The following is a 13,726-nucleotide window of genomic DNA, read 5'->3' on the forward strand; positions in this document are numbered from 1 at the left end:
GATCAAACGCTGCCTCAAGCGCTACATCACCAGACAGCTCTACCGACAGCTCGAAAACCCGCCGCTCACGGCTTGACGCTCCATAGGAGCGTCCCGTGAGTGGCGATAGTCGCCATAGCGACTATCGCCACTCACGAGGGTCGGGGGCCCAGGTACCCCCCGGGGGTGTGTCGGTGGGATCCTGGGGATCATGCGGCCCCTGCACGCACTCCCGCTCGACGGCTCCCCGGAGTCGCTCGACGCCCTCGTCCGCGCCCTGGACGCCGCGCTCGACGGCACCGGCCCGGCCGTGGTGCCAGGCGCGGCCACCGCGCCGGCGCCCGAGGTGCCCGAGGAGGTCGCGGTCGTCATCTCCACCTCGGGGTCCACGGGCGCGCCCAAGCACGTGATGCTCAGCTCGGCGGCGCTGACGGCGTCGGCCCGGGCCACCGAGGCCCGGCTCGGCGGCCCCGCCCGCTGGGTCCTGGCGCTGCCCGCCGAGCACGTCGCCGGGGTGCAGGTGGTGCTGCGTGCCCTGCTCGCCGGCGCCCCGCCCGTGGTCCAGGACCTGCGCGAGGGCTTCCGGCCCGCCGGGTTCGCCCGCGCCACCGGCCGACTGCCGCACGGCACCCGCCGCTACACCAGCCTCGTGCCCACCCAGCTCGGCCGGGTCCTCGACGAGGGCGGCGCCGGGATGTACGCCCTCGCGGGCTACGACGCCGTCCTCATCGGCGGGGCCGCGCTCGCCCCGGCCCTGCGCGCGCGGGCCGAGGAGATCGGCATCCGGGTCGTCACCACCTACGGGATGAGCGAGATGTGCGGCGGCTGCATCTACGACGGCGTGCCGCTCGACGGCGTGCGGGTCGGGCTCGCCGACGACGGCCGGCTCTCGCTCGGCGGGCCGATGATCGCCGAGGGGTACCTCGGCAACCCGGGGCTCACCGCGGCGTCCTTCGTCGACGGCATGTTCGTGACCGGCGACCTCGGCACGTGGGTCGGCGACCGGCTCACCGTCCTCGGCCGCGCCGACGACGTCATCGTGACCGGCGGGGAGAAGATCGCACCCGCCGCGGTGGAGCGGGTGCTCGCGGCCCAGCCCGGCGTCGGCGCGGTGTGCGTGGTGGGCGTGCCGGACCCCGAATGGGGGCAAGCGGTAGCGGCCGCGGTCGTCCCGACAGGGGCCGGACCGGACGTCGAGGCGCTGCGCGCGGCCGTCAGGGAGGCGGAGGGGCGGGCCGCCGTCCCCCGTCGGGTGCGGCTGCTGCCCGAGCTCCCGCTTCGGGGCGTGGGCAAACCCGACCGGGCCGCGATCACCGCCCTGCTCTCGTCACCCGAAGCGGTGGGAGACCGCCCGAAGTGGTGACGGATGGTGACACCGATGGTGGCGCTCACTCTCCGTTGATTGACGACTACGCATTCATCCGATTGCCTGCCTTCCCATGCGGCACATCTTCACCTGCCGTCACAAGCACCACACGGGGGACGGGGAGCACGGATGCGAATGAGGTGGCGCGCGGGCCTGGTGGTGGCCGCGGCGACGGCACTCGCCGCCGGCGGGGTCGCACCGGCGGGCGCGAGCGGGGGCGGCTCGTCCACGACCTGGTCGGCGGACCTGGCGTCCGGCGAGGCCGCGGGGGTCACCGACGGCGGCGACGGCGTGCGGCTCGACCCGGCGACGGCCTTCTCCGCCCCCGTCGAGCAGGGCGGGATGGCCGAGGACGCCGCTCCGGCCGGCGCGGTCCCGACCGGGCTGCTCACGCTCGGCCCGCAGGAGCTCGACCGGCCGACCTCGCGGGTCGACTCGGTCGTCGACGGCGACCTGCCGCCCGGCACCACGGCGTCGGTCGACGTCCGTGGGCGTACCCCGTCGGGCGGCTGGACCGAGTGGATCCCGGCGACGGCCTCGGGCGCGGACTCCGGGAGCGTCACGCTCCCGGGCTCGACGTCGGAGGTGCAGGGCCGGCTCGTGCTCACCGGCACTCCGGAGGGCGCCGCGCCCACCGTGCGCGGGGTGACGCTGACGGCGGCCCCCGCCCCGGCGACCGAGGGCGGGCAGGACCTGACGGAGGGCGCCCCGTTCAGCGCCAACGTCTTCGCCACCCGTGAGGGGCTCGTCGGCGGGACCACCTCGAACGGCCACGTGATCACCGAGCGGGACCACTTCGTCGCGCTGCCCTCGCGGCGCGCCCTCTCGCCGCGGGACACCAGCGACTACTCGGTCCGGGTGTGCGCGCCCAACGGGCGGTGCGCGTTCGCGCCGGTGTGGGACGTCGGGCCGTGGAACACGCGGGACGACTACTGGAACCCCTCCGGCGAGCGCCAGGAGTGGAAGGACCTGCCCCGGGGCGTGCCGCAGGCGCAGGCGGCCTTCCGCGACGGCTACAACGGCGGCAACGACCAGTTCGGCCGCAAGCTCGTGAACCCGGCCGGCATCGACCTCGCCGACGGGGTCTTCTGGGACGCCCTCGGGCTCAGGGACAACTCGCAGGTCCAGGTCGACTACCTGTGGACGGGGTCGGTGCGGCTGTCGAAGGTCGAGTCGGCCTCCGAGGACGGGACCGCGCAGGTCCGGTCCGCGCCCTCGGACGACGCGGAGGTGGTCGGCGTGGCCGCGGACACCGCCGACGTGCCGGTGCAGTGCGCCACGGGCACCGGGTCGGACGCCTGGCTGCGGATCGGCGACGGGCAGTTCCTCAGCGCCTCCGTGCTGCCGGGGGTGAGGGACGTGCCGGTGTGCGAGGACGCGGACCCGGCGGACGCCGGGGATCCCGCCCCTGCCGCCGGTGCTGCCGGCGCGGGATCGGGTGCCGCAACCGCAGGTGCCGGCGCCGCGAACGCAGGCGCAGGTGCCGTCGGTGCAGGCGCGGGTGCGGCCGACGCAGGGGCGGGCGCCGCCGATGCGGGGGCGGGCGCCGCGGGCGCAGGCGCAGGCGCAGGCGACAGTGCCGCGGGTGCGGCGGGTGCGGCGAGCACGGGCCGGACGCCGGCTCCGGCGGCGCAGGACGCGGCGAGCGCCGAGGTAGGTGGGTCCGCGGCGGTGCGGGCCGGCGCTTCGACCGTCGACGGGGACCCCCGCGCCGTCCCCACCGGCCCCTCCACCGCCACCACAGCGCCGCCCGTGCCCACCACCGGCTCGGCCACGGCCGCCGAGGCGCCCCGCCCGGCCTCGACCCCCGGCGGCTAGGCCGTGTCTCCCAACCCGCCACCACCGCTCCCGGCGCCCACGCCGTCCCCGCCGGCGTTGCCGGGCCACCCGAATACGCCCGGTATGAGGGCGGCCCGGCTGCCTTGCCGGGAACAACGTGGATCACCGGGCCCGGCGGCGCCAGGTTGAGAGACACGGCCTAAATTCGTCGCGTGGCCACGCTGGCGCAGTGGGTCGAGGGTGCTCGGCCGCGGACCCTCCCGACCGCCGTCTCCCCCGTCCTGGTGGGCACCGGGGCCGCCATCGGCTCCGGCACCGTCGAGATCGGCCGCGCGGTCCTCGCGCTGGTCGTCTCGGTCGCCCTGGTGATCGGGGTGAACTTCGCCAACGACTACTCGGACGGCATCCGCGGCACGGACGACGAGCGCGTCGGGCCGCTGCGGCTCGTCGGCTCGAAGCTGGCCAGCCCGGTCGCGGTGCGCAACGCCGCGCTCGTGTGCTTCTCGATCGCCGCCCTGGCCGGGCTGACGCTGGTCTCGCTGAGCCGCACCTGGTGGATGATCGCCGTCGGGGCGGTGTGCATCGCCGGCGCCTGGTTCTACACCGGCGGCCGGAAGCCCTACGGCTACGCGGGCCTGGGCGAGGTCGCCGTCTTCGTCTTCTTCGGGCTCGTGGGCGTGCTCGGCACGGTCGTCACGCAGAGCGGGACGCCCGGAGCCCTCGCGATCGTGGGGGCCGTCGGCGTCGGGCTGCTGACCTGCGCCGTGCTCGTCGCGAACAACCTGCGGGACATCGCGGGCGACGAGGTGGTGGGCAAGCGCACCCTGGCCGTGGTCCTCGGCGACCGCGAGACCCGCCGGTTCTACGCGGCGCTCGTGCTGCTGCCGTTCCTGCTCACGCTCGGCATGGCGGTCCGCAGCTGGCCGGTGCTGCTCGCCCTGCTCGCGCTGCCGCTCGCGATCGGCCCGGTCCGCCGCGTCATGGCCGGCGCCGAGGGCCGCAAGCTCATCCGCGTGCTGCGCGACACCGGCCTGCTGCTGCTGGCCTGGTCAGCGGGGACCGGGATCGGTTTCGCCCTCGGCCTGCTGGTCTGACGGCTTCTCGTCCGCGTCGGCGCGCGCCGCGGGAGTGTCCGGGCCGTCGCCCCCCTCGGGCGTGGACTCGTCGCCCCGCAGGCGCGCCCGCAGTGCGTCCCGCTGGGCACCGCGCCGCCGCCCGGACTCGGCCAGCGCGAGGTCCAGCCGGGCCCGCAGCCCGCGGAACACGACCAGCGACAGCGGCAGGGCCACCACGAGCGCCAGCAGGATGGCCAGCAGCAGCGGCACGCCCGCGAGCGAGAGCAGGGCCGCGATGACCGCGACCAGCCCGAGTCGCGCGACCGTGTAGAGGGCGACCGTGGCCGCCAGGCCGGGAGCCTTGCGGGAGCCCGGCCCGGCCGGGAACTGCGTGTCGGTGTCGGGGCCTGTCGCCATGACGTCGAGGGTACGACCGTGCCCGGCTTGACCGTTCGCCGCTCCGGCCCGACCGACGGGCCGCAGCGGAGGCCTCTCCACACGCTCGCGTCACGTCCCCGGTGGCACGGTGGGAGGCGGCGCAGGGATCCCGCCGGGCGCGGAACCGCAGCTCAGGCCCTCCACACCCGGCGCTCAGGCCCTTCTCAGGTGGCCTCCGCGAAGCTGACCGGGTTGGACCCCTCTGCCCGTTTTGCCCTTTAAGAGCCCTTTACCTCCGCCCAACCGTTCGAGTACCCGGGGTCCCCGGTGTCACGATGGCCCGGTAATCGACGATGCGGAGGCTTCGGATGTCTGCTCCGACCCAGAACTCGAACGAGCGACTCCTCACCCCGGGTGAGGTGGCCGCCCTGTTCCGTGTCGATCCCAAGACCGTGACCCGTTGGGCCTCGGCCGGCCGGATCGGCTCGATCCGGACCCCTGGTGGCCACCGCCGCTTCCGGGAGTCCGAGGTGCGCGGCATGCTCGCGGACCTCACCAGCGAGGCCACGATCGGCGCCCAGCGCCACTGAGGTCCCCCGCCGCCGGCGTCCGCCGGTGGCCCCGGTCCGCGGATCCGGGCCGGCCTCCCGCCCACCCGGATCCGCGCCCTCCGGGCGCACGACCGATCGCTCCCCCGAGGAGCGCCTTCACCCCGGTATCGCCCCTCGCGCCGGTACGCTCGGTACCGGAGGTGGTTGGTGATGCTGTACCTCATCGCGTTCGCCGTGGCGGCCGTCATCGCGCTGCTGCTGTGGCGGGCGATGAGCGCCGACCGGGCGGACGTCCCGCGCGGGACCGGCACGACGCAACCGGTGGCGCCGCCGCGCCGGACCCGGCCGACCGGGCCGGACGACGACCCCGACTTCCTGCGCAGCCTCGACGAGTCGATGCGCCGCGACGACGACCCGCCGCCGCCCGCGAAGGACTGAGGTCCCGGCTTCCCGGGCTCAGCTCGGGAAGCCGTCGGCCACCGAGGCCGCGAGCTCCAGCAGCGCCAGCCGCGTCGGCTGCGACAGGCGCTCCAGGTCGACCTCCGCGCCCTCCTCGAGGTGCGGGTCGAACGGGATCTGCACCACGGCGCGGCAGCGGCCGGCGAAGTGCTGCGCCACCCGCTCCAGGTCCACCGCACCCGCCTGCCGGTGCACGTTGTTGATCACGGCGACGGCGTTGCGCACCAGGTCCCCGTGGTCGTGCGCCTCGAGCCAGTCCATGGTCGCCGAGGCGCTGCGGGCGCCGTCGATCGACCCCGACGACACGATGATCAGCTGGTCGGCCACGCCCAGCACGCCGTACATCGCCGAGTGCATCAGGCCGGTGCCGCAGTCGGTGAGCACGATGTTGTAGAAGTGCTCGAGCAGCGTGACCGTGCGGCGGTAGTCGTCCTCGCTGTACGCCTCCGACACCGCCGGGTCCTGCTCGCTCGCCAGCACCTCCAGCCGCGACGGCCCCTGGGACGTGTAGGCCCGGACGTCGGTGTACCGGCGGATCCGCTGGGCGTCCCGCAGCAGGTGCCGCACGGTCGCACTGGTCTCCAGCGGGATCTTCTGGCTGAGCGTGCCGCGGTCCGGGTTGGCGTCGACCGCCACGACCCGGTCGCCCCGCAGCGAGGCGAACGTCGCGCCGAGGGTGGCGGTGATCGTCGTCTTGCCGACGCCGCCCTTGAGGCTCAGCGTCGCTATCTTGTGGCAGCCGAGCAGGGGCTGGTTGATCCGCGCGGTGAGCTCGCGCTCGCGGATGTCCTGCGGGCTCTCGCCCGGGTTGATGAGCCGCCCGGTGAGCAGGTAGAGGAAGCGTCGCCAGCCGGTGCGCGGCGGCCGCCGCCTGCTGGGCTTGAGCAGCCGGGCGGTGGACAGGTCGGCGAGGTCGGCGTCGGAGTCCGCCCGGGCCTGCTGGGCCTCCTGGGCGGCGACGGCGCCGGGGTCGGTCCAGCGCCCGACGTCCCGGATCGGCCGGTTCGGGCCGGTGGGCGGGCCGAGCGGCACGCCCCGCGGGGGTGTGGGGCCCTCCTGGGGCACGACCCGGCGCTCACGTGCCGGCCGCGGCTCGGAGGTGCGCCACTGCGGCGGGCCGGGCGGAGGGCCCGCCTCCTCGGCCTCCCGGGGCTCGGCGGGCGGGGTGGCGTGCGGCGCCGCGCTCCGCGGGCCGCCGTTCGGGACCGGGCCGTGCGCGGCGCCGTTCGGAGCCGCGCCATGGGGAGCGGCGCCGTGGGGAGCCGCGCCGTTCGGAGCTGTGTCATCTGGAGCCGTGCCGTTGGGCGCCATGCCGTTGGGAGGGGCGCCGTTCGGAGCCGTGCCGTTCGGAGCCGTGCCGTTCGGAGCCGTGCCGTTCGGAGCCGTGCCGTTCGGAGCCGTGCCGTTCGGAGCCGTGCCGTTCGGGACGGGTCCGTTCGGTGTGACCCCGTTCGGCGGAGCCTCGTTCGGCGTGCGCGGGGCGGGCGGCTCGGCGTGCCGGGGTTCGGGACTTTGCTCGGGGCCGTGTCCGAGCTGTTCGGGACGCTGCTCCGGCCGCTGTTCCCGACGCTGCTCCGACTCGGCGTGCCGGCCCTCCTGCCCGCCCGGCGCGGGGTAGGGCTCGGCGTCGTCGAGCTCGCTCTCGAGCTCGAGCAGGTCGGAGCCCCAGCCGGCGTCGTCGGGCACCACGCCCCACGTCTCGTCCCGCCGGGCGCCCAGCCCGGGGTGCTGCGCGTGCGCCCCGCCCTGCTGCTCCTCGCGACGCTCGTCCCGCCGCTCCTCGGGGGCCTGCCGCTGGGAGCGCTGGGCGTTCTGCGCCCACCGCTCCCGGACGTAGCGGCCCACGGAACCGTCGGGGTACTCGTCGGGCCCGGTCTGACTCACGGTTGCCGACGGTAGTCGCGCGAACCGCGTCGGTCGAGGTGATGAGGTGCGGCTCGCCCGGTAGGGCGGGCGAAGCCCCGGTTCAGCCCAACTCCCGGCTCACCCGAGACCCGCGTACGAGTGCAGCCCCGCCACCACCATGTTGATGAAGAACAGGTTGAAGATGATCGCGGCCAGGCCGAGGATGTTGATCCACGCCGCGCCGACGTGCCGCCAGCCGGCGGTGGCCCGGGCGTGCAGGTAGGCCGCGTAGATCACCCAGGCCACGAACGCGACCGTCTCCTTGGGGTCCCAGCCCCAGAACCGGCCCCAGGCCGCCTCGGCCCAGATCGCGCCGGCGATCACCGCGAAGGTGTACATCGGGAACGCGACGACGGTCACCCGGTACGCGAGCCGGTCCAGGACGTCGGCCTCGGGCAGCTTCGCCGTGAAACCGGCCGGCTTCCCGGCCCGCTTCATCAGGTACAGGATGCTCGCCACGCCCGGCACGAAGAACAGCCCGGAGGCCAGCGTGACCGTGGTGACGTGCACCGCCAGCCAGTACGACCGCAGCGCCGGGACGACGGGCGCGGCCTGCGCGTAGAGCACCGTGCCGGCCAGGAACATCAGGATCAGCACCGGGGCCAGCAGGAACACCCCGAGCTTGCGCAGCCCGCGGGTGCGCTTCGAGGTCCGCTGCAGCACGACCAGCCACGCCACCATCGCCGCGAGGCAGACCGCGGAGGTGAACTCGTACATGTTGCCGAGCGGCCAGCGCGTGGTCGCGAGCCCGCGCAGCACGATCGACCCGAAGTGCAGCAGGACGGCGAGGATCGTGAGCGAGACGGCCATCCGGCCGAAGCGGTCCGCACGGGACCGGGAGGGCTTCGGCGCCTTCACCGGGGGCGGCGGGACGTCCGCGTTCTCGTCGCTGACCACCCCGAGGTCGGCGCTGCCCGCGCCGCGGGCGCCCACGGCGGCGGGCTCGGGCGCCGCCTCGGTCTCGGCGACCGCCGTACGCACCCGCGCCCGGCTCGAGACGTACTCGACGGCGTAGAACACCATCGCGAGCACGTAGACCGTGAGCGCTCCCTTGAACAGCAGGTCGCTGTACTCGGAGAGCATCGGATCGACCGGCATCAGTCTCCACCGTTCCTCGTCGTCGCCGGCGCCGCCGCGTCCGCAGCCGTCGGCTCCAGCAGGTCCGCCCGCAGGCGGTCGAACTCCTCGCCGTACCCCGCCCGGTCGGTCCGGGCCAGCCCGCCCAGCTCGACCCGGCTGCGCGCCCGGCCGTCGGGGCCGTCGTCGGCCGGCACCACGCGCACCCAGAACCGCCGCCGCTTGATCGACAGCGACAGGCCCAGCCCGAGCAGGACCAGGATCGCGAACACCAGCACCGTGACCTGGCCCGGGTCGTGGCTGACCTGCAGCGCCACCCACTGGGTGACGTCGTCGAACCGGATCCGGGTGCCGTCGTCGAGCGTGATCTCCTGGCCCGGGACCATGTTCTCCCGCGCGACCCGGACCAGCTCGCCGGAGTCGACCTTCGACTGGTCGATCGAGAAGATCGACTGGCCACGACCGTCGTCCAGACCGAGGTCGCCGCGCATGACGTCGATCGCCGCCTCGGGCGCGAGCAGGTCGGGGTAGGTCGAGGTGACGACCTGGCCGCCCGAGCTCGTGGGCGCGAACAGGCCGGTGACCGCGATCGAGCTCTTCTGCCGGGTGGCGTCGTCGGCGATGCCGGGCCGCTCGAACTTGGTCGCGCCCTGGGACAGGTAGGTCGTGGTGTCCACCGGCTGCCACTGGATCTCGCCGGTGCGCTGCTGCCCGTCCGGCCAGGTCACCGTGAAGCGCGGGGCGTAGCCGTGGTTGAGCAGGTAGACGCGTTCGCCGTCGAGGCGCAGCGGGTGGTTCACGGCCAGCGTGTCCGGGCGCCAGGTGGCGGTGTCGCCGGACCGGACGTCGTCGGCGGTCTGGTAGCCGAGCTCGGCGGTGTACTGCTCGGGCTGGCCGTTGGGCAGGTACTCCGCGGTGAACGAGTCGACCTTGATGCAGAACGGCGCGAGGTCGGTGCCGTCGACCCGCAGGCCCGGATTGAACGAGTCGTAGCCCAGGATCGAGGTGTTGCAGAACTGGCCGCCGTTCGCCAGCACGATGACCTGGCCCTCGTAGCCGAACAGCTTGCCGACGGCGATCCCGACGAGCAGCCCGACCAGGCTCATGTGGAAGACGAGGTTGCCGGTCTCGCGCAGGAAGCCGCGCTCCGCCGAGATGCTCCGGGCGCCGCTCTCGTCCCGCTCGGCCCGCCGCCAGCCCTTCAGCACGGTCCGGGCCCGCCCGAGGAGCTCGTCGGGCGTGCCGTCGACGACGCCCTCGGCGTGGTGCGGCATGCGGGCGAGGTTCCGCGGGGTGGCGACGGGCTTCTGCCGCATCGCGCGCAGGTACTCCAGCGACCGGGGGGTGAGGCAGCCGACCAGCGAGATCATCAGCAGCAGGTAGATCGCGGCGAACCAAGGCGTCGCGAAGATCTCGAAGGCGCCGACCTCGTCCAGCAGCGGGGCGAGCCGCGGGTGGTCGGCGAAGTACTGGTCGACGAGCTGCTGGTTGAGCGACCGCTGGGGCAGCAGCGCGCCCGGCAGCGAGGCCAGGGCCAGCAGGAACAGCAGCACCAGGGCGGTGCGCATGCTGGTGAGGCCGCGCCAGGCGTTGCGCAGCAGGGCGAGGACGGCGCGCCCACCGCCGGGTCGGCGGGGCGGCTGCGGCGGGGCCTCGGGCGGGGCGGGGGGCGCGGTGGGCGGGCTGCTCATCGGCGGTCACCCGATTCGGGGGCGGTCATGGCTGCGCGGCTCACAGGGCGGGGGTGAATCCGGCGACGGCGACCTGGAGCTGCGCGAGCAGGCTTCCCCACAGCCCGCTGACCAGCAACGCACCCACGGCGACCATGAGCACCCCACCGGCGATCTGGATCGTGCGGGTGTGCCGGCGCAGCCAGCCCAGCGCGGAGACCGCGCGGGAGGCGCCGAGCGCGATCACGACGAACGGCAGGCCGAGTCCGGCGCAGTAGGCCAGGGTGAGCACGACCCCGCGCAGCGAACCGCCGCCGGTGCCCGCGGCGACCGCGACCACGCCGGCCAGCGTGGGGCCGATGCAGGGCACCCAGCCGAGACCGAACACCGCGCCCAGCAGCGGCGCGCCCCAGAGACCGAGCTTCGGGACCCAGTGCACGCGGCGCTCGTTCTGCAGCACGGGGATGAGGCCGACGAACGTCAGCCCCATCACGATCATGACGATCCCGCCGACCCGCTGGAGGACGGCCTCGTTGCGCACCAGGACGTCGGCCAGCCAGACGACGCCGACCAGGATCGCCCCGAACACCACGGTGAACCCGGCGACGAAGAGGGCGGCGGCCCCGGCGACCCGGAACCGGCCGCGGCGGTGCTCCCGGGCCTCCTCGCGCGAGACGGGCGGGGCGTCGGCACCGACGAGCCCGGCCAGGTAGGCGAGGTAGCCGGGGACCAGCGGGACCACGCAGGGAGACGCGAAGCTGACGGCCCCCGCGAGAACGGCGACCACCGCTGCGACGAGCAGCGGGCCGCTGACCGCGAGGGTGGTCGACGCATCCATCACCGGACAGGGTATGTGCTGGACCCACGCACGGGCGCGCCGGGTTCTACAAGTCGTAGTGGAACCCGGGTCAGGAGCCGGGCGTCGAGGGGGCGGGTTCCTCGGCGGCGATCCGCTGCACCGTGCCCAGCAGGTCCGACGGGCGGATCTGGGTGAGGTAGACCGCGGCCACCCGGTGCTGCCGGTCCAGCACGATCGTCGACGGCACCACGTTGCGCGGGTAGCCCGACAGCGCAGCGAGCACGCGGCCGGGCTGGTCGAAGATCGAGTCGTAGGTCAGGTTCCGGTCGCGGACGAAGTCGCGGGCCGCGTCGCGGTCGTCGCGCACGTCGATGCCGAGCATCGCGACCCCGGCCGCCTTCGTCTGCTGGGCCACGAACTCCAGGTCGGGCGCCTCGGCCCGGCACGGCCCGCACCACGAGCCCCAGATGTTCAGCACCACGACCTGGCCCGCGTGGTCCTGCAGCCCGACGGTCCGCCCGTCGTGGAGCAGCGACTCCCCCGACAGCTCCGGGACGACCCCCCGCGACGCCGGCGGGTCGTACATGATCGTCGTCTGCCCGTTCGGCGCGACGAACGTGAACTCCTGCTGGCCGCTCGACACGGCGTCCTTGCTGGTGGAGCAGCCCGCCAGCACGAGCAGCCCCAGCAGCAGCGGCAGGATCCGTCTCATGCGCCCGTCGCCGTCGGGTCGCTCGACCCGGCCGGCTCGCAGTAGCGCAGCCCGGTCACGGTGGTGCCGGTGAACTCGACGCTGGTCAGCGAGGCCAGCGCGCACTGGCGCGAGCGCGGGTCGTGCCAGAGCCGCTGGCCCAGCAGGTAGCGGCGCAGCGTCCAGATCGGCAGCTGGTGGGACACGCACACGGCCTCGTGCCCCTCCGCCAGCGCGCGGGCGCGGTGCACGGCGCCGAACATGCGGTGCGCGATCTTGATGTACGGCTCTCCCCAGGACGGGGTGAACGGGTCCCGCATCAGCCGCCAGTTCGCCGGCCGGCGGAGCGCACCGTCGCCGACGCCGAACCGCTCCCCCTCGAACAGGTTCCCGGACTCGATCAGCCCGTCCTCGGTCACGATGTCCAGGCCGTGCGACTTCGCGATCGGCGTGGCCGTCTCCTGCGCCCGCTGCAGAGGCGACGCGACGACGGCCGCGATGTCGTCGTCCGCCAGGGCGTCGGCCACCAGCTCGGCCTGCGCGCGGCCGTCGTCGGACAGCCGGAAGCCGGGGATGCGCCCGTAGAGGATGCCCTCGGGGTTGTGCACCTTCCCGTGCCGCAGCAGGTGGACGACGGTGCGGGGCCCACCGGGCTCGGGCGAGGTGCGGTCCCCGCCGGGGAAGGGCCGGGTGCTCACGTCGGCTGCACCGCGGCGGCCGCCGCCCGCGCCGCGTCGGGCAGCGCCCTCTCGATCACGGCGAAGGTGTCGTCGTCGAGCGCGGCCGACACGAACCAGGCCTCGAAGTTGCTGGGCGGCGCGTAGACGCCGCGCTCCAGCAGGGCGTGGAAGAAGGGCGGGAAGCGCCAGGTCTGCGCGGCCTTCGCGGTGTCGTAGTCCACGACCTCCTCCTCGGTGAAGAAGATCGAGAACATGTTCCCGGCCGTCTGGACCCGGTGCGGCACACCGGCCTCGCGGAGCGCCCCGCCGATCATGCCGACCAGGCGCTCGGCGTTGGCGTCGAGCGCGTCGTAGACGGCCTTGTCGGCCTGGCGCAGGGTGGCGAGCCCGGCGGCGACGGCGACGGGGTTCCCCGACAGCGTGCCCGCCTGGTAGACCGGCCCGGCCGGGGCGAGGTAGGCCATGTGCGCGGCCGGCCCGCCGAACGCCGCGGCCGGCAGCCCGCCGGACATGACCTTGCCGAAGGTGTAGAGGTCGCCGGCCACGCCCTCCAGCCCGAACCACCCGGCGGGCGAGACGCGGAACCCGGTCATCACCTCGTCGATCACCAGCAGGGCGCCGTGCTCGCGGGTGATGTCGCGCAGCCCCTGGTTGAAGCCCGGGCGCGGCGCGACGGCGCCCATGTTCCCCGCCGCGGCCTCGGTGATCACGCAGGCGATCTCGCTGCCCCGCTCGGCGAAGACCTGCCGGACCGCCTCCAGGTCGTTGTACGGCAGGACGACGGTGTCGCCGGCCTGCGCCCCGGTGACCCCCGGGCTGGTGGGCAGGCCCAGGGTCGCGACGCCCGAGCCGGCCTGGGCGAGCAGGGCGTCGACGTGGCCGTGGTAGCAACCCGCGAACTTCACGACGACCGTGCGCCCGGTGATACCGCGGGCCAGCCGGATCGCGCTCATCACGGCCTCGGTGCCCGAGTTCACCAGCCGCACCTGCTCGACCGGCGCGACCCGGTCGATGATCGCCTCGGCCAGCTCGATCTCGGCCGGCGTCGGCGCCCCGAACGAGAGGCCGGACCCGGCGGCCGACCGCACGGCGTCGACGACGGCGGGGTGCGCGTGCCCGAGGATCATCGGGCCCCACGAGGCGACCAGGTCGACGTAGCGGAGGCCGTCCGCGTCCGTCAGCCAGGGTCCCTGGGCCGAGACCATGAAGCGCGGCGTGCCGCCGACCGAGGTGAACGCGCGGACCGGCGAGTTGACGCCGCCCGGGATCACCTCGGCGGCGCGGGCGAACAGGCCCGCGGAGACCTCGGGCGTCATCGGGGTGAAGGGGGCACTCAC

Annotated in this window: 13 protein-coding genes; 5 read left to right on the forward strand and 8 right to left on the reverse strand. The window is 74.8% G+C overall.

What is annotated here, in order from left to right:
• The first annotated feature begins 190 nt into the window (after positions 1 to 190).
• The 3 genes from menE to AB0B41_RS17350 all read left to right on the forward strand — a co-directional run bounded on the left by menE (position 191) and on the right by AB0B41_RS17350 (position 4,218).
• A complete protein-coding gene (menE, locus tag AB0B41_RS17340) occupies positions 191 to 1,342 on the forward strand; it encodes an o-succinylbenzoate--CoA ligase (RefSeq protein ID WP_358204132.1) in 1,152 nt (383 codons plus the stop codon).
• A gap of 132 nt (positions 1,343 to 1,474) precedes the next feature.
• The gene (locus AB0B41_RS17345; protein WP_358204134.1) at positions 1,475 to 3,163 is read left to right on the forward strand and encodes a hypothetical protein; all 1,689 of its coding nucleotides are present in this window, start codon (positions 1,475 to 1,477) and stop codon (positions 3,161 to 3,163) included.
• Positions 3,164 to 3,336: 173 nt separating this feature from the next.
• Positions 3,337 to 4,218, forward strand: a complete 882-nt coding sequence (locus AB0B41_RS17350; RefSeq protein WP_358204136.1) for a 1,4-dihydroxy-2-naphthoate polyprenyltransferase — start codon at positions 3,337 to 3,339, stop codon at positions 4,216 to 4,218.
• Here AB0B41_RS17350 and AB0B41_RS17355 read toward each other — a convergent pair.
• The gene (locus tag AB0B41_RS17355) at positions 4,174 to 4,596 is read right to left on the reverse strand and encodes a DUF4229 domain-containing protein (RefSeq protein WP_358204139.1); all 423 of its coding nucleotides are present in this window, start codon (positions 4,594 to 4,596) and stop codon (positions 4,174 to 4,176) included. The two genes, AB0B41_RS17350 and AB0B41_RS17355, sit on opposite strands and share 45 nt — an antisense overlap.
• 329 nt (positions 4,597 to 4,925) lie before the next feature.
• Here AB0B41_RS17355 and AB0B41_RS17360 point away from each other — a divergent pair, with 329 nt between their 5' ends.
• Together AB0B41_RS17360 and AB0B41_RS17365 are read left to right on the forward strand one after the other, a co-directional pair.
• Positions 4,926 to 5,147 (forward strand): BldC family transcriptional regulator, encoded by a 222-nt coding sequence (locus AB0B41_RS17360; RefSeq protein WP_037053018.1) that lies wholly within the window; start codon positions 4,926 to 4,928, stop codon positions 5,145 to 5,147.
• Positions 5,148 to 5,318: 171 nt separating this feature from the next.
• The gene (locus tag AB0B41_RS17365) at positions 5,319 to 5,546 is read left to right on the forward strand and encodes a hypothetical protein (RefSeq protein ID WP_358204142.1); all 228 of its coding nucleotides are present in this window, start codon (positions 5,319 to 5,321) and stop codon (positions 5,544 to 5,546) included.
• An 18-nt stretch (positions 5,547 to 5,564) separates the two neighbouring features.
• Here AB0B41_RS17365 and AB0B41_RS17370 read toward each other — a convergent pair whose 3' ends face one another.
• From AB0B41_RS17370 to hemL, 7 genes are all read right to left on the reverse strand, one after another.
• Positions 5,565 to 6,878: an AAA family ATPase gene (locus AB0B41_RS17370; RefSeq protein WP_358204234.1), complete on the reverse strand. Its 1,314-nt coding sequence runs from the start codon at positions 6,876 to 6,878 to the stop codon at positions 5,565 to 5,567.
• A 672-nt stretch (positions 6,879 to 7,550) separates the two neighbouring features.
• Positions 7,551 to 8,570 carry a c-type cytochrome biogenesis protein CcsB gene (ccsB, locus tag AB0B41_RS17375; protein ID WP_358204144.1) on the reverse strand — a complete coding sequence of 340 codons (1,020 nt, stop codon included), beginning with the start codon at positions 8,568 to 8,570 and terminating at the stop codon, positions 7,551 to 7,553.
• Positions 8,570 to 10,240: a cytochrome c biogenesis protein ResB gene (locus AB0B41_RS17380; protein ID WP_358204146.1), complete on the reverse strand. Its 1,671-nt coding sequence runs from the start codon at positions 10,238 to 10,240 to the stop codon at positions 8,570 to 8,572. The genes ccsB and AB0B41_RS17380 overlap by 1 nt, the downstream gene beginning before the upstream one ends.
• 40 nt (positions 10,241 to 10,280) lie before the next feature.
• Entirely contained in the window at positions 10,281 to 11,057 is a 777-nt protein-coding gene (locus tag AB0B41_RS17385) for a cytochrome c biogenesis CcdA family protein (RefSeq protein ID WP_358204148.1), read from the reverse strand.
• A gap of 70 nt (positions 11,058 to 11,127) precedes the next feature.
• The gene (locus tag AB0B41_RS17390; RefSeq protein ID WP_358204150.1) at positions 11,128 to 11,730 is read right to left on the reverse strand and encodes a TlpA disulfide reductase family protein; all 603 of its coding nucleotides are present in this window, start codon (positions 11,728 to 11,730) and stop codon (positions 11,128 to 11,130) included.
• A complete protein-coding gene (locus AB0B41_RS17395; protein WP_358204152.1) occupies positions 11,727 to 12,407 on the reverse strand; it encodes a histidine phosphatase family protein in 681 nt (226 codons plus the stop codon). The genes AB0B41_RS17390 and AB0B41_RS17395 overlap by 4 nt, the downstream gene beginning before the upstream one ends.
• Complete coding sequence (hemL, locus tag AB0B41_RS17400) at positions 12,404 to 13,705, reverse strand: glutamate-1-semialdehyde 2,1-aminomutase (RefSeq protein ID WP_358204237.1); 1,302 nt, start codon at positions 13,703 to 13,705, stop codon at positions 12,404 to 12,406. Before hemL ends, AB0B41_RS17395 begins: the two co-directional genes overlap by 4 nt.
• Between the last annotated feature and the right edge of the window lie 21 nt (positions 13,706 to 13,726).

Origin of the sequence: Pseudonocardia sp. NPDC049154 (assembly GCF_040648315.1) — a bacterium.
In the GTDB taxonomy this organism is placed as follows: Bacteria; Actinomycetota; Actinomycetes; order Mycobacteriales; family Pseudonocardiaceae; genus Pseudonocardia.